Genomic DNA, 15,794 nt, shown 5'->3' on the forward strand with positions numbered 1-15,794 from the left:
ACCTTATAAATGAATAGACCTAACGTTTCAAAGTTAGGCCTAGTAGATAAATTATTTAACTGCGTCTTTAAGTGCTTTACCAGCTTTAAATGCAGGTACTTTTGATGCTGGGATTTCGATTTCTTCACCAGACTGCGGGTTGCGGCCTTTTCTTGCAGCACGGTCACGTACTTCAAAGTTACCGAATCCGATTAACTGTACTTTTTCACCATTTTGAAGTGAACCTTGAATTGATTCAAAAACTGCGTCTACTGCAGCTCCTGCTTCTTTTTTTGTAAGGTCAGCTTTGTCGCTGACAGCGTTGATTAAATCTGTCTTATTCATCTGATAGACCTCCTATAATCTGTATAATGATTTTATCATTATGTTTTGACTTTACCATACGGCCGTAGGGACTGCAACGGATTTAACCGTTTTTTCCATTAAAAATTGAAGTGACTTAACTTTTATGCACACTTGTCATAAATATTGCTTCGTTATTTTCATCAACTGTCATTTCAGGCGAGTATATCGGCACTATTGGTGTATATTCATACAATACTTCACGAATATCTTCTCCAGTCTCGAATTCGAGACCTTCATTCTCAATCATCATATTCAGATCATCTCTGTAATCGACGACGAAATCCTGACCGCCGCTGTAATAGACATTAAGTTCCTGTCCTGTATAAGGACTAGTAACTGTCGGATTGTCAGCGAGGTTATAATGCTCAAGGTCAAGCTGATATACGTTAGGGCCGACTTGTTCTCCAAGTTCCACATGTTCACCCATGCCGTTAATCCGGAGGCTGAGTGAGCGGAGCTCTTCGATTATTGCAAGGTCTGCAATTTTCACAGTGGGATCTTCTTCTTCATCGAGTATAACATACTGAAAGTTTCCGCCGTTTTCGTATGCCGTTACCGGAATCTCGCTTAAATATTCCGGTACGACTCTGGTGAATTCAATCGGGTATTCCAAATACTCAACAGCATCTTCAGTCGTTTTAATCGGCAGAATGCCGCCTTCAGACTCCTGGAAGTTGTCGACTGCATTCTGGACGTTCTGAATATCTGTTTCAGGCGGAATATTGCTGCCTGCCCGCTGGTCATCCGGATACATGCACCCCGTCAGCACAACGAGTGACAGCGTGAAAGTTAAAAGAAATCCTAATTTACGCATGTGTGGATCCTCCGATGACTAAAATCATCAGCAGAAAAGCGAGTATTAAAAGTACCCATGCAATTAAAGAAATAAAGACGCTGACGAAACGAATAGTAATTACAAACCTTGCCAGATAAATTAATACCGCTGCAAGTGCCATAAAGCCAATCGACACGAATGACACCCACATTAAGTCCATTCTTGAAATATCAAACATACATATACCTCTAACTATTTACTATTTTTTATTTGACTCTCTAATAATTGTTTCAAGCCTTCTGATTCCGAAGTCTTCTCACGCTTCATCAGCGCACTGAATGCTTCGTCTTCGCTGATTCCATTAAATAAGTAACCGTATAAAACTTTCGTAATCGGCATATCGACATCGTGTATTTCAGCGAGTTCATAAGTCGCTCTCGTCGTATTGACACCTTCGACGACCATGCCCATCTTCTCGGTAGCTTCTTCAAGAGATAAGCCGCCAGCCAGCATTTGCCCGCAGCGGTAATTTCTTGAGTGCTGGCTCGTCGCTGTAACAATTAAGTCGCCCATCCCCGTCAATCCGAGGAATGTCAGCGGGTTCGCCCCAAGTTTTGTGCCGAGACGTGCAATTTCATGCAGACCGCGTGTAATTACAGCAGCTTTCGGATTGTCACCGAAACCGTAGCCGGCCAGTGCGCCGACGGCCAGTGCAACGATATTCTTCAATGCACCGCCGATTTCAACGCCGACCATATCGTTATTAACATATACTCTGAAATAATCCGTCATAAAGACATCCTGAATAACTTCTGCACCTTCCTCACGGATAGAGGCAGTGCTGACTGTCGTCGGCTGTCTGATTGCGACTTCTTCCGCGTGGCTCGGTCCGCTGAGTACACAGATGTCCGATACGCGGTCTTCATCGAATACTTCTTCAAGCACTTCAGAGACACGGTTGTACGTATTTAATTCAAGTCCTTTTGCGACATGCACAACGAGGACCTGTTTATCTAATTTTTTTAAGAGTTTATTTAACTCAGACGCTACAGAACGCATTGCGTTAACAGGTACAGCCAGCACGAGGACTTCTGCATGTGCTGCTGCTTCTTCCAGTGACGCTGTTGCTGTAATACCTGCTGACAGCTCAATATCTTTTAAATAACGGCTGTTCGTATGCGACTCATTTATTTCTAAAACAGTATCTTGATTTCTCCCGTACATCATTACCCGATTATTATTGTCATTTAAGACCATCGAGAGGCTTGTACCAAAACTACCTGTTCCAATGACTGAGATGTTCATATTCATACCTACTTTCTAATTTCTTTTACGGGTGATAATGTGAATCGGAGTGCCGGTAAAATCAAATGCTTTACGCAGCTGATTTTCAATATACCGTCTGTAGCTGAAATGCATCAGCTCAACGTCGTTCACGAACAAGACGAATGTCGGCGGACCAACACTGACCTGCGTACCGTAATAGATGCTTAAACGGCGTCCTGTGGAGTCTGTAGGTGTCGGGTTCATGCTGACACTGTCTACAAGTACTTCGTTCAATGTACTCGACTTCACGCGCATATTGCTTGATGCATATGCCTGCTGAATAAGCGGGAATAAAGTTTTAAGACGGACTTTAGTCATTGCAGAGACGAAAGTAATTGGTGCATAATCCAGATACTGGAAGTTTGATCTGATATCCAGTTCGAATTCGCGCATTGTTTTTTCATCTTTTTCAACTGCGTCCCATTTGTTGACGACGATAATAATCGCACGTCCTGCTTCGTGGGCAAGACCGGCAATTCTCTTGTCCTGTTCACGTATGCCTTCTTCACCGTTAATAATAACGAGAACCACATTGGAACGTTCAATGGCACGAGTGGCACGAAGAACTGAATATTTCTCTGTTGCTTCGTAGACTTTACCGCGCTTTCTCATACCTGCTGTGTCAATCAATGTATAAGATTCATCTTCAAACGTATAGCCCGTATCCACCGCATCGCGGGTCGTACCGGCTATATCGGAAACGATAACACGTTCCTCGCCGAGAATTGCGTTGACAAGGCTGGATTTACCAACATTCGGACGGCCTATTAATGACACTTTGATAGACGGGTCTTCTTCAACTTCAGTTTCCAGAGTTTCAAAGTGCTTGACGATTTCGTCGAGCGCATCACCAAGTCCGAGACCATGTGAACCTGATACAGGCCATGGTTCACCGAGACCAAGCTGGTAAAACTCATATATTTCACTGCGCATTTCATAGTTATCAATTTTGTTTACTGCAAGAACGACGGGTTTTTTTGATTTCTGCAAAATTCTTGCGACGAATAAATCATCGCTTGTAACGCCATCTCTCCCGTTCACAATCATTAAAATAACATCTGCTTCAAGAATCGCAATTTCCGCCTGCATTTTAATCTGCTGCTGAAACGGCTCATCTTTAATTTCAATACCGCCGGTATCAATTAAATTAAAGTTATAATTTAACCAGTCACCTTCGGCGTACAATCTATCTCTTGTAACACCTGGAGAATCTTCGACAATTGCCTTTCTTTCTCCGATAATTCTGTTAAAAAGCGTGGACTTGCCGACATTCGGCCGCCCTACTACTGCTACTGTTGGTTTATACATTGTTACCCTCCCTGTATGCACATTTATTTTAACACAAATAAAATAAAGAGCGATAGTATCATCGCTCTTTATTTATGAGTGAGTCTAATATTATAAGTCTAAGTTTTTAAAACGATCGCCGAACACGTCACCTAAAGTTGGTGCGTCATCGTCATTATCATCTGTGTAAACCTGTGTATTTTCTTCGCGCTTAGCCTGTTTAGGCTTAGCCGGAGCTGTTTCTAAAGCTTTAATTGATAGTGAAATTTTCTCGTTATCTTTATCAAGACCGATGATTTTCACTTCGATTTGCTGTTCTTCTTTAAGCACGTCCCCTGGTACATTTACGTGTTCATGTGCAATTTCTGAAATGTGCACAAGACCTTCAACACCCGGTTCGACTTCAACGAATGCACCGAAGTCAACTAAACGTTTAACAGTACCTGTTAACACATCGCCTGTGTTGTGAGTATCGATAAACTTGTTGAATGGAGATTCGCCTGCCTGTTTAATAGATAAGCTGATACGTTCCTGTTCAGGATTTACATCGAGAACTTTAACTTGTACCTTCTGACCGATTTCAACTGCATCTTCGACACTGTTAACCCGGCTGTAGCTTAGTTCTGAAATATGAGCAAGACCGTCTACGCTGCCAATGTTGATGAATGCACCGAAAGTAGTAGTACGAACAACTTCACCTTCAATGATGCTGCCGACTTCCAGGTCTTCAAGTTCAGCCTGGCGGTGTTTCGACTTTTCACCTTCTACAATGCGTTTGCGGTTAAGAATTACTCTGTTTTTCTCCTGATCGATATCTTCGACTTTAACTTCCAGAGTCTGACCGTTGAATTGTTCAAGGTCTTCAATATATTCATCAGAAAGAAGTGATGCAGGAATAAATCCTCTAACGCCAACATCTAATACCAGACCGGCCTTAACTGCTTCTACAACAGTACCTTCAAGCGTTGCATCAGCATTCTGCTTCTGTTTTAAATCTTCATAAGCTTTCTGTTCATCAAGCTTGCGCATTGAAACAATGATGTTTTTAGCATCATCTTCAACTTTGATAACTACTGCAGTGATTGAATCATCAAGTGCAATAATATCGTTCGGGTGCTCGATACGTTTGTTTGTAAGCTGACTGATTGGAATTATGCCTTCGTAATCAGAATCATCTACTTGAACTTTTACAAACTTATCTTCGATGTTAAAAATCGTACCTGTTACTGTGTCACCCACTGCAAACGGACTGTTTTCAGCCGTCTCAGTTTCATTTTTCAAATCTGCGTTGTTGTCAGGTGCGTCGTTTGACTGTGTTTCCTCAATGTTTGATTCTTCGTTCTTAATGTCTTCTGTCGCCATGTGCTTGCCTCCAATTACTATACAGTGTATATAAATAACTTCTTACAAATCGAACCTTTTGTCAAGTGATTATTCTGAAAATAGTAAATTGTTAAGATTTTCTTCCAATTTACGTGTTAAATCCTTGCGGGTATTGCCCGACTCTAAAAATTCTTCGGTGTTAATTGGTTTTCCAAATACTATTGTAACACCCTTTTTACGATTATACTCGCCTTTAATAACAACTGGTACAATCGGTGCTTCGGATTTCGAAGCGATAAAGCTCGCACCTTCCTGCAGATTCTGCAGCTGTTTAACGTCGCCTTTGTTGCGGTGCCCTTCAGGGAATATTAACAGACAGCGGTCTTCTTTCAGTGCGTTTATAGAAGTTTTAAGCGCTGCTCTGTCACTTTTTCCGCGCGATACAGGAATTGCATTTAGGCTCGGGAAAACTTTGCCGATGACCGGCAGCTCAAATAATTCCGATTTTGCAAAGAATGACAGCTGACGGTCAAGTGCAAGACCGATTAAAGGCGGATCAAAATCCGACACGTGGTTTGAGCAGAGCATAACAGGACCTGATGACGGCACTCTGTCTTCGCCGATGATTGTTATTTTAAATCTCAGTTTGTAATAGCATTTAATTAAAAACTTTGCAATTTCATAAATCATTTACTGTACCTCCAGTTTATCTTCGACCAGCTGAATTATTTTCTGTTCTGCTTCATCGATCGATAAATAACTCGTATCGAGAAGGGTGGCATCTTCAGCTTGTACGAGCGGTGAAATTTCTCTCATGCTGTCAAATTCATCACGGCGGATGATTTCTGCAGTCAGTGTAGCGAGATCAATATTGTTGCCGCGTGCAGTTTCTTCAAGCAGCCTGCGTTGTGCTCTGACTGCAGGCGAAGCCTGCATAAAGATTTTAACATCAGCATCCGGCAGCACAGTCGTGCCGATATCTCTGCCGTCCATAACAACATTGCTGGTTCTGCTGATTTCACGCTGCATCTCGACGAGATATGTTCTGACTTCGCCGATTGCAGATACACGGCTGACATTATTAGTGACTTCCGGCGAGCGGATTTCAGCGGATACATCTTTATCATTTAAATATACTTCGTCATTAATGCCAAACGTAATATGAATGTGTGATGCGATATCCTTAATAACATCATCACCGTGTTCAAGCACGTACAGTGTGACTGCACGGTACATTGCACCGGTATCGATATATAAAAACTCTAATTTTTTTGCGACGCGTTTTGCGATTGTACTCTTGCCGGCAGCCGCCGGCCCGTCAATTGCGATGCTGATATGTGACATTTGATGCCCTACTTTCATTTACGGTATTATAAGTTCCTGCCCGACACTTAAACTATCGGGTGTGACGCCGTTTGCTTCCATGATGCGCTGTACATTCTCTGCACTGCCGTCACCGTAATACTGAATTGCAATACGGTATAAATTATCCTGGGGTGTGACGACGTGCGATGCATTGGCGTTTTGTGTTTCAGAAGAATCGGACTCTGTATCTGTCTCAGTATCTTCTGCTGTTTCAGTTTCTTCTTCAGGCTCTGCTGCAGGTTCGTCTTCTTCTGACTCAGCGCTGTCTGCTTCAGCTTCTTCTGTATCGGCGCCGTCTTCTTTACTGCGGATGGCACTAAGCGCAGCTTCTTCAAGCTCCTGAAGTTCTTCCTGAGAATAATCTGTTTCGATGTTTTTCGCAGCTAAATCTTCATTGCGGTTTGCTGCGAGGCGTCTTTCATGTTCAGCTTTTTGTGCTTCAAGTTCGTCGTTAAAACCTTCTTCGCTATCTTCTTCAGCTCCGCTATTATCAGCAGTCTCTTCAGAAGTGTTTTCCTCGGCCAGCTGAATTTCATCATTCAGTGACGGCCAGAAGTTAGAAAATATTAAGAATGCAAATAAGACTGTAATCGGAATTAACACGAGGACAGCAAGCACCCATGGAAGCATGCGTTTTTTACTGCCGTTATTCTTCTCCGGTTTTTTGCCTGTTTTCTTTGCAGCACCGAGGCCGCCGAGCTTTTCTTTTGAAATCTTAATCTCGTTTTTAATACGGTTTTGATATGAAGAAAATTTGCCTGCAAATAACGCTTTGCCCTTAGCGGCGTTCTCAGCGCTGAAATACCCTTTCAGCTTATCGGTAAAGTTATTTTCTTTTTGCTGTTTTTTTGGCGCTGATTTTTTCTCCGGCGGTTTATTCTCGCCGGTCTCTTTAGTTTTGTGCCGCGCACTGCGGCTTAAAGTTTCGCGGTTTTCTTTTTCTGACTTTTTGCTGCCTGCATTTGTTTTACTAGATTTTTCATCCTGTGCCCGCTTATGTTTAATATCTTTGTAGAAATCATCTTTCATAGCGCATTCTCCTAGTAACTTCATTCTTAGTTTAATTATATATTGTTTGAAAGGACATTTAAAGAGTAATCATCCTTCCGATGGATTGTTGACGAATTCAATGATTGTTCATTGATAAATTTTTGATTTTCTCTTAATATTAGTTATGAACTAATCGTAAACGTTAAGAGGTGAAATATATGAGCGCAAAACAGTACACAATAGTAGATCAAGATACTTGTATCGCATGCGGCGCGTGTGGTGCTGCTGCACCAGATATATATGATTACGATGACGATGGCATTGCTTACGTCATTTTAGATGAAAACAAGGGCGTTACCGCTGTGCCTGACGACCTGCTCGAAGACATGGAAGACGCATTTGATGGATGTCCAACAGATTCAATTAAAGTTGAAGATGCTCCATTTGACGGCGATCCATTAAAATATGAATAAAATTTATTAAGATAAAGGATGGGACCGACACGGTCCTGTCCTTTTTTTGAATGCTGTCGTACTTTAAAGCACGATTCTGCTAAAAACATCCCGGAATACGGCAATGTGAAATCTTCTCTCTCCGCATAAAAAAGTCATCCGGCTCAACCGGATGACCATAAATTACATTATTGTCTGTTTATCAGAACAGGAAGTGCTTTTTTATAAATTACATAACAAATCAGACTTAGAATAACCCCTTTAACGATATTGAACGGAATGATTCCCGCCGTAATTACCGTACGCAGATTATTAATAATATCTGTCTGGTCAACGATCAGACCGTATGCCGGCAGCAGAACGAAGTAATTCAGTACTGCAAGCGCCAGGGTCAGCACGATAGTTCCGGCAATGAATCCTGCGATTAAACTTTTCGCAGTTTTACGTTTGTAGTAAATAAAATATACAGGCAGCAGGAATGAAAATGCTGCGAGCAGGTTTGCAATCGGTCCGATCGGCTCACTTGCCATTAATATACTGTACAGCACTATTTTCAAAATGATGATTAACGAACCGCCGACGCCTCCGAATAGTATAAAGCCGATAAAGGCCGGTATATCAGATAAATCGAGCATTAAAAACGGCGGCAGGAATGGCAACGGAAATTGTATCAGCATCAGAATGAATGATAATGCACTTAATATACTGATGTAAATAATTTTTCTCAGGCGATGTCTGTCCAAATCGCTCATTCCTTTCTATTCTTTAGGTAGTTTAATAGTGAACGTTGTACCTTCGCCGAAGATACTGTCTGCAGCAATCGTTCCGCTGTGCTTCTTAATAATATTGCTGACAATATATAAACCGAGTCCGGTGCCGTGTTTTCCTCTTGTCCGCGCTTCGTCCACTTTATAAAAGCGTTCAAATATATGTTTAATATTTTCTCGTTTTATACCGGTTCCGGTATCGCTGACTTCGATTGTTACACAGTCTTCATCTTCTGCAATATTTATTGTAATCACATCGCCGGCTTTTGTATAGCGGATTGCGTTATCGATTAAATTCGTGAAGACCTGGTTCAGTTTATCGTAATCGAATGGAAACGTGACAGTTTCACTGCCGGCATTAATATTCAGCTCAATGTTGTTATCTTTAAGTTTATAATCAAAACGCTGGTGCAGCTCGTGAAGCAGCAGAGTAAAGTTACGCGATTTAATATCATAAAGGACATCATCTGAATCCATGCGTGCAATAATCAGCAGTTCCGAGACGAGTTTGTTCATGCGGTCGGATTCATCTTTAATAATCGAGACCATTTCCTTAACTTCTTCCGGTTCAGTAACGATATCATCTAACAGAGCTTCTGAATAGCCGCTCAGCATCACCATCGGTGTTTTAAGTTCATGGGAAACGCTCGAAATAAAGTCTGTTCTCATCTTTTCAGTATTGTATTCATCCGTAATATCACGAATCAGCACGGTTACGCCGTTTTGTTCTTCAAGTGATTTAACGGGAGACATTGCCAGCTGTAAATGCAAATCTTCAATATCGAGACGTTCAAGGTGGTTTTCATCTGATTCAGAGACGTCGATAATAAGCGATTTAAAGTATTCAAATTCTTCTTCAGACTGCTGGAACAGTTCATAGTAGCTCCGACCCCTGTCGTTCGAATAGACAGGCTCTCCGGACGTATTAAAGTACATAAGACCGTTCGACAGAGAAGAGAATACAGTTTCCCTTAAATTTTTCTCGTGTGTCAGTTCTGTAATCGTACTTTTAATATTATCATTCATCTTATTAAAGGCCAATGTCAACTCACCGATTTCATCTCTCGATGTCACTTTCAGCTGATTGTAATTCCCGCCTGCTGTTGAGAACGAGGAATTTTTCAGCGCAATAAGCGGCTTAGTAATTCTTGAAATTAGGAAAAATGCAAAAAAAGTCGTAATCAGAAACAGAATCGCCGCAGTGATAATTAAAATAATTAATACTGTTAAAAATGACTGGTTCAAAGTATCGAGATCGCTGTATTTAATAATCGCAGTATCGGATTCAAAGAACTCGCTTAAATCTGATACTTTAACCATAAACTCGCGGTCGTTAATATCGTTAACGATAAACGTGCTGCTCGACAGGTTTGAAGTGGTAATCTCGTTGTAAATCTCTTCGGCTATCTGGTTGCTGCCCGCGATAAACTGCCCGTCTGAATAAATAATCAGGTTTTCTTCAGCTGCAAGGTATGAGTCGTTTAAATCAAGAGTATGATTGCTGAGCACAACATTTTCAATCCGGCTCAGTTCTTCTTCCAGATGATCTTCCGTGCTGCCGAGCGCATAGTTCCTGAAGTAAAAACTCAGAATGATAGATAATATAATTAAAACTGTAGTTACTATCATTAAGATAGTAAACCACAGTTTAGTTACAACGCTGGAGAAAAAACTCATTTGTCATTAACCTCGAATTTATAACCGATACCCCAGACCGTGTGAATCATCTGGCTGGCTTCAGGAGACACTTTGTTCAGTTTCTCCCGGAGACGCTTAACATGTGTATCGACAGTTCTTAAATCGCCGTAGAAGTCATAGTTCCATACTTCTTTCAGCAATTCTTCGCGGTTAAATACTTTATCGGGACTCTTCGCTAAAAATAATAACAATTCGTATTCTTTCGGTGTTAAATTCACCTTTTCATCATCGGCTAAAACGCGGTGAGCGTCGTTGTCGATAACAAGATGTTCATAGACTATCATATCTTTTGCTGATGAATCTTTTTCGATAAATGCCGTTTCAGAAGAACGGCGTAATATTGCTTTTACTCTGAGGACAACTTCGCGGGGTGAAAACGGCTTAACGATATAGTCGTCGGCACCGACTTCAAGTCCTTCAACGCGGTCCCCTTCTTCACCTTTCGCTGTCAGCATAATGACAGGTGTTGATTTTTCCTTGCGCAGTTCTTTTGCGACTTCAATCCCGTCCATTTCAGGCATCATGAGATCGAGCAGAATACAGTGGAAATCTTCATTAAGTGCAAGCTCCAATGCTTCTTTGCCCTCTCCAGCTTCAGTGATTTCATAACCTTCACGTGTAAGGTATAAGTTAAGCAATTTACGAATACGTTCTTCATCATCGACTAATAGTATTTTTTCTGCCATAATAACCCTCTTTTCATATTATGCGTACGAATGCAGGCCAGCTACAATTAAGTTAATTGCAATCAGGTTAAACAGAATAAGAATGAACCCGCCTACTGCTAACCATGCAGACTTCTCGCCTTCATATCCGCGGTTTAAGCGCAGGTGAAGGAAGATTGTGTAGAACATAAATGTAATGAATGCCCATGTTTCTTTCGGGTCCCAGCCCCAGAATCTGCTCCAGGCAATCTGGGCCCAGATTGCAGCGAAGAAAATGCCTCCGAGTGCGAAAAGCGGGAAACCGATAATCACAGAACGATAGCCAATTTCATCCATCAATGCAAGGTCAGCTTTCTTAGTTAACGGTTTAACGAGAGCAAAGAGGCGTTTTCTAATAACAAGACGAACAATGCCGTAAGTAATTAAACCGATAATAATTGACCAGACTACTGTATTTAAAGTATGTGCTTTAATTACAGGCGGTAAATCAATTCCAAGGTGGAAATGATCTGCGGGCTCATATTCATTATTACCGATATGTTCTACCGGAATCGCCTCGCTGTAATTTATAAGACTTGGAAGATGGTATTCAGCAATGACCTGCTGCCCCTGCTGATCAGTATAATAGAACTCATCGTTATAGCCGACAATATTCTGCATGAATACTGTAGTAACCATATACATAACAACAGTCAAAATACCAATCATTATAGCTTCAAGCCAGCGTGCGCGCCATGAATTTTCTTCTGCAGGAATAGCTTTCAATAAGTAGATAAGCCCTGCGACTGCACTCATCGACAGTATACCATAAGACAATGTAACAGTAATAACGTGAATAGCCAGCCAGTTACTTTGCAGCGCCGGGATAAGCGGCTGAACATCTGTAGAGAACAGACTGCCGTATCCTAACAGAAGCAGTGAGATCGGAATGGCGAACAGACCGAATACTTTCGTTCTGAAATAATGATACGTAATTAAGAATCCGCCAATCAGCATAATTGAGAACATCGCTATAAATTCATACATGTTTGAAACCGGAGCGTGTCCAGTCGCCATCCAGCGCAGAATAAAGTACGCGAGTTCAAGGACGAATGCAATAACGATCATCCAAATTGCAATTTTTTCGTATTTCTTAGATTGTGATTTCGATTTAATGCTTATGCCGAGCGGTAAAAGTGATACCAGCAGCATAAGAAACGCGATAAATATCAGTGTATTACTCAGTGATAAGAATGTTTCCTCCATAATTTAAACACTATCCTTTCAGCTTGTCATTTTCCTCTTTTTCCTGTTTATCGAATATCTCGGCTAAATGGTGAGATTCAAGTACTGCGTTCATCTCTTTTTTCAGTCCGAAATAGTTTTTGTTAGTGTGAGCCGCTACGTTCATCGTGTCGCCTTCTGCATTAATCCATATTCTGCGGTGATTAATGTAAGACCCGATAAACAGACCGATGAGGAAAATTACAAATCCAGTTGCAATAATCGGCATTGATAAATCTTTTTTCAGAGTCAGGACACTTGCCATATGCTCTTCGGCTTCGACGAATTTAATACTGTATTCGTTGTCCTGTGTAATATCAGTTGAGTTCATAATCTGCAGCAGGCTGAGTTCTACTTCGTCTCCTTCTGCAACTTCAAACACGAATGCCGGATTTGTCGGAACCGGTGTTTCAGAAACAAGGGTACCGTTATCTTCAATTTCTAAAAAGTCCGGTGCATAGGCTTTCATGTTAATCGTAATATCTTCAGTTATTTTATAACTGTCAGCAGGATCATCAAGGCTGACTTCAAAGTTCTCACCGAGGACATTTCCTTCGCTATCTTCAAGTCTGAAGGTCATCGATTTTAATTGCGAGTTATCGTAACTTGACTGATACAGTTCGTAATCGTCAAAACGGTACGGATGGTTTACACGGATACTGTAATTATCTATTTCTTCCAGTTCCGGCGATGAACCGACGATATCAGCAGTTTTGTTTTCATACATAGTGATATCGGTCTGGAAGTTACTGATTGTCAGAGCCATGCTGTTCTGCAATGTCTCATCAAATACCGTACCCGAATCTTCATCGTATGTATCGAGTGTGAAACCATCGTTACGCATGTAATACTGTCCTTCAGTTGTTGGAATGCTTACTGTTTCTCCTTCTTGTGCATAGATGATTTCATCTATATAAACACCGGGGAAAAATCTCAGCATGCTGCCCGCGAGTAAAATAATTAAGCCGGTATGGTTAATATACGGCCCCCATCTGGACAAACGGCCTTTTTCAAGCAGATAGTGATCGCCGTCAGTTTTAAGTTTGTACTTTTTACTTTCAAATGCTTTCGCAATGTCAGCTGCATTATCAGTGGATTCATATTCATTAAATAAACGCTGGCGCTTAAAGAATGAAGCGTGTTTTTTAGCGCGCTGATTCTTTAATGATTTATACAGCGGTACACCTCTGTCGACACTGGCTGCAATTAAGGATAAGGCAAGAAGTCCCATTAACAGCACGAACCACCATGAAGAATAAAGCTGGGTAAACCCGAACTTGTAATACAGCGTTCCGAATGTACCGTACAGCTCAGTGTAGTGCTGAGCGGGATCTGCACCGATCGGAATAAAGTATTCCTGCGGCAGAATCGTACCGACAGCAGCGGATATTGCAATTATTGCAATAATAGTTACCCCGACTTTTATCGAAGTGAAAAAGTTCCATATCTTATCAAAGATACTTTGTGAACGGACTTTCGAACGTACAGCACTTCCGTCGTAGCGCATAAGATCTTTAATTTTTTTCTTATCGTAATCTTCATTGATCATTTTCCCGCATGATTGGCACAGCTGAGTGCCTGGAGGATTGACATGACCGCAATGATTACATTGTATTTCCTTCTGTTCCATATAAGGTCATCCTATTCCAGAGATTCATCTATAAATGCATAGATATCCTCTTTAGTCAGTTGATATTCCTGTTTCTTAACGACGACACCTTCTTTGTTAATAGCGATTGTCGTTGGCAGCGGTCCGATATTGTAAGCTTTCGTTACACTGCGATTTGAATCTAATGCAATCGGGTAATCAAGATCTTCAGATAGCCCTGAAAGAAACTGTTCAATCTGCTGAGGGTTTTCAGAAACGTTCACAGCAATAATTTCATAATCTTCATGACCTTCGTTATACACCTGGTTCATTTCCGGCATTTCTTCCCGGCATGGTTTACACCATGTACCCCAGAAATTGAGTATTACGCCGTTTTCGGCAGTGATTTCAGACAGCTGAAGTTCTTCTCCGTCCAATGTTTCCAGTTTAAAATCAACTGCATCATCTCCGACGTTTACAGTTTGAGTGCCATCCCTCAAATTTAAGTAAAGTGTTACGCCGAGGAGTACTGCAATCGTAATAATTGTACCTGTACGAATAATTTTTCTAGTTCCTTTTTTCAACGTCAGGCCCCTTTCGTAAATTAATATAACCGCAATAAAATGCGTACGTAGCAATAATTATAACACTACACATTTTGTTGCGGTTTGACAGTATTATGACATTTAATTACTTACTTCTTGCTGTTGGCAATCAGTTTTTTAACTTCATGCGGTTTAAGGAAACGGTATTCGCCTTCTTTTAGGCCGTCGAGTGTCAGGAAGTCAAAGTAGATACGCGTAAGTTTCGTTACGTTTAAGCCGAAGTGCTCAAACATTCTTCTGACCTGGCGATTACGTCCTTCGTGAATTGTAATTTCAAGAATCATGTCCTTGCCGCCCTTGTCGCGGATTACTTTCAAATCACATGGTGCAGTTTTTCCGTCGTCGAGTCTAATACCTCTGCGCATCTCATCCTGCTGATGACGAAGTAAAATACCATCTGTTTTAACTCTGTAAGTTTTCTTCATTTCAAATTTCGGGTGTGTCATGTGCTGTGTAAATTCTCCGTCGTTAGTAACGAGTAATAATCCGGACGTATCGTAATCCAGACGACCTACAGGATAAAGACGTGCATCGATGCCGTGGAAGACGTCGATTACCGTGTCGCGTTTTTTATCGTCTTCTGCAGCTGAGATTTCACCGGCAGGTTTGTAGTATAAAATATGCACGGGTTCTTCTTTCGTTAGCTGAATGCCGTCTACTGTTACGCGGTCTTTGTCTGTAACCTGAAGTCCGAGTTCTGTAACGAGCTTGTCGTTAACGAATACGCGGCCCTCTTCTATTAGTGTATCTGCTTTACGTCGTGAAGTAATTCCTGCATCAGCAATTTTTTTATTTAAACGTGTAGTTTTCATTGATTTTGCTCCTTTAAGCTATTGAAGAACAAGTCGATTTCTTCTTGTTCTGTAATCATATCATCTGCCGGTAAGTCATCTAAAGATTTCAAACCGAATATTTCTAAAAAGCTTTGTGTCGTTTCGAAATGTGCGGCGCGTTCATCAATTATATTTTTCTTTTTCACTAACCCTTTATTGATCAGTGTTGAAATTGGACCATCTGAGACAATGCCGCGTACACTTTCTATGCCGTTCCTTGAGATTGGCTGGTTGTATGCGATAATTGCAAGCACTTCCAATGCTGCCTGCGATAATTTCTTTTGGGGTCTGTCAGCCAGTACCCTCTTGATGTATTTTTCCATATTCTCCGTCGTTTTTAAAAAATAAATATCGCCGTGACGGGTAATTGTTAAATGTTCTTTATCGTATTTTTTTAATTCTATTTCCAGCTGCATTTTAGTAATCGGCACGTGCATCATCAATGCCTCTTCACTTAAACCCAGGTCGCCGGCAATATATAATAAACCTTCAATAATGTTTATCTGCTCCAT

The 15,794-nt window shown here is 41.2% G+C and carries 18 protein-coding genes; 1 reads left to right on the forward strand and 17 read right to left on the reverse strand.

What is annotated here, in order from left to right:
* Nucleotides 1–51: 51 nt before the first annotated feature.
* The 9 genes from H625_RS0100275 to H625_RS0100315 all read right to left on the reverse strand — a co-directional run bounded on the left by H625_RS0100275 (nucleotide 52) and on the right by H625_RS0100315 (nucleotide 7,450).
* Nucleotides 52–324, reverse strand: a complete 273-nt coding sequence (locus tag H625_RS0100275; RefSeq protein WP_026858074.1) for an HU family DNA-binding protein — start codon at nucleotides 322–324, stop codon at nucleotides 52–54.
* Nucleotides 325–439: 115 nt separating this feature from the next.
* On the reverse strand, nucleotides 440–1,159 hold the full coding sequence (locus H625_RS0100280; protein ID WP_026858075.1) for a hypothetical protein: 720 nt from the start codon (nucleotides 1,157–1,159) through the stop codon (nucleotides 440–442).
* Nucleotides 1,152–1,358 carry a DUF2768 family protein gene (locus H625_RS0100285; RefSeq protein WP_026858076.1) on the reverse strand — a complete coding sequence of 69 codons (207 nt, stop codon included), beginning with the start codon at nucleotides 1,356–1,358 and terminating at the stop codon, nucleotides 1,152–1,154. Before H625_RS0100285 ends, H625_RS0100280 begins: the two co-directional genes overlap by 8 nt.
* A gap of 14 nt (nucleotides 1,359–1,372) precedes the next feature.
* Nucleotides 1,373–2,425, reverse strand: a complete 1,053-nt coding sequence (locus H625_RS0100290; RefSeq protein ID WP_026858077.1) for an NAD(P)H-dependent glycerol-3-phosphate dehydrogenase — start codon at nucleotides 2,423–2,425, stop codon at nucleotides 1,373–1,375.
* 15 nt (nucleotides 2,426–2,440) lie between these two features.
* Nucleotides 2,441–3,754, reverse strand: coding sequence for a ribosome biogenesis GTPase Der (gene der, locus H625_RS0100295; protein WP_026858078.1), 1,314 nt, complete (start codon nucleotides 3,752–3,754; stop codon nucleotides 2,441–2,443).
* Nucleotides 3,755–3,844: 90 nt separating this feature from the next.
* On the reverse strand, nucleotides 3,845–5,095 hold the full coding sequence (gene rpsA / locus H625_RS0100300; protein ID WP_026858079.1) for a 30S ribosomal protein S1: 1,251 nt from the start codon (nucleotides 5,093–5,095) through the stop codon (nucleotides 3,845–3,847).
* A gap of 69 nt (nucleotides 5,096–5,164) precedes the next feature.
* Nucleotides 5,165–5,746 (reverse strand): lysophospholipid acyltransferase family protein, encoded by a 582-nt coding sequence (locus tag H625_RS0100305; RefSeq protein ID WP_026858080.1) that lies wholly within the window; start codon nucleotides 5,744–5,746, stop codon nucleotides 5,165–5,167.
* Nucleotides 5,747–6,400: a (d)CMP kinase gene (gene cmk, locus H625_RS0100310; protein ID WP_035784851.1), complete on the reverse strand. Its 654-nt coding sequence runs from the start codon at nucleotides 6,398–6,400 to the stop codon at nucleotides 5,747–5,749.
* A gap of 18 nt (nucleotides 6,401–6,418) precedes the next feature.
* Nucleotides 6,419–7,450: a LysM peptidoglycan-binding domain-containing protein gene (locus H625_RS0100315; protein ID WP_026858082.1), complete on the reverse strand. Its 1,032-nt coding sequence runs from the start codon at nucleotides 7,448–7,450 to the stop codon at nucleotides 6,419–6,421.
* Nucleotides 7,451–7,629: 179 nt separating this feature from the next.
* On the opposite strand from H625_RS0100315, the gene H625_RS0100320 reads away from it, so the two are divergent.
* Entirely contained in the window at nucleotides 7,630–7,884 is a 255-nt protein-coding gene (locus tag H625_RS0100320; RefSeq protein ID WP_026858083.1) for a ferredoxin, read from the forward strand.
* Between the two features lie 167 nt (nucleotides 7,885–8,051).
* Here the strand turns inward: H625_RS0100320 and H625_RS0100325 are convergent, their stop codons facing one another.
* From H625_RS0100325 to scpB, 8 genes are all read right to left on the reverse strand, one after another.
* On the reverse strand, nucleotides 8,052–8,606 hold the full coding sequence (locus H625_RS0100325) for an ECF transporter S component (RefSeq protein WP_026858084.1): 555 nt from the start codon (nucleotides 8,604–8,606) through the stop codon (nucleotides 8,052–8,054).
* 15 nt (nucleotides 8,607–8,621) lie between these two features.
* Complete coding sequence (locus H625_RS0100330; RefSeq protein WP_245573074.1) at nucleotides 8,622–10,259, reverse strand: sensor histidine kinase; 1,638 nt, start codon at nucleotides 10,257–10,259, stop codon at nucleotides 8,622–8,624.
* Nucleotides 10,260–10,303: 44 nt separating this feature from the next.
* Nucleotides 10,304–11,014, reverse strand: a complete 711-nt coding sequence (locus H625_RS0100335) for a response regulator transcription factor (RefSeq protein WP_026858086.1) — start codon at nucleotides 11,012–11,014, stop codon at nucleotides 10,304–10,306.
* 18 nt (nucleotides 11,015–11,032) lie between these two features.
* The gene (ccsB, locus tag H625_RS0100340) at nucleotides 11,033–12,238 is read right to left on the reverse strand and encodes a c-type cytochrome biogenesis protein CcsB (protein WP_026858087.1); all 1,206 of its coding nucleotides are present in this window, start codon (nucleotides 12,236–12,238) and stop codon (nucleotides 11,033–11,035) included.
* 10 nt (nucleotides 12,239–12,248) lie between these two features.
* On the reverse strand, nucleotides 12,249–13,886 hold the full coding sequence (locus H625_RS0100345; RefSeq protein WP_026858088.1) for a cytochrome c biogenesis ResB family protein: 1,638 nt from the start codon (nucleotides 13,884–13,886) through the stop codon (nucleotides 12,249–12,251).
* A gap of 11 nt (nucleotides 13,887–13,897) precedes the next feature.
* Nucleotides 13,898–14,428, reverse strand: coding sequence for a redoxin domain-containing protein (locus H625_RS0100350; RefSeq protein WP_026858089.1), 531 nt, complete (start codon nucleotides 14,426–14,428; stop codon nucleotides 13,898–13,900).
* A 110-nt stretch (nucleotides 14,429–14,538) separates the two neighbouring features.
* Nucleotides 14,539–15,261, reverse strand: a complete 723-nt coding sequence (locus tag H625_RS0100355) for a pseudouridine synthase (protein WP_026858090.1) — start codon at nucleotides 15,259–15,261, stop codon at nucleotides 14,539–14,541.
* Nucleotides 15,258–15,794, reverse strand: coding sequence for an SMC-Scp complex subunit ScpB (gene scpB / locus H625_RS0100360; protein ID WP_026858091.1), 537 nt, complete (start codon nucleotides 15,792–15,794; stop codon nucleotides 15,258–15,260). Before scpB ends, H625_RS0100355 begins: the two co-directional genes overlap by 4 nt.

The organism is Jeotgalicoccus psychrophilus DSM 19085 (assembly GCF_000425845.1).
Lineage (GTDB): Bacteria > Bacillota > Bacilli > Staphylococcales > Salinicoccaceae > Jeotgalicoccus > Jeotgalicoccus psychrophilus.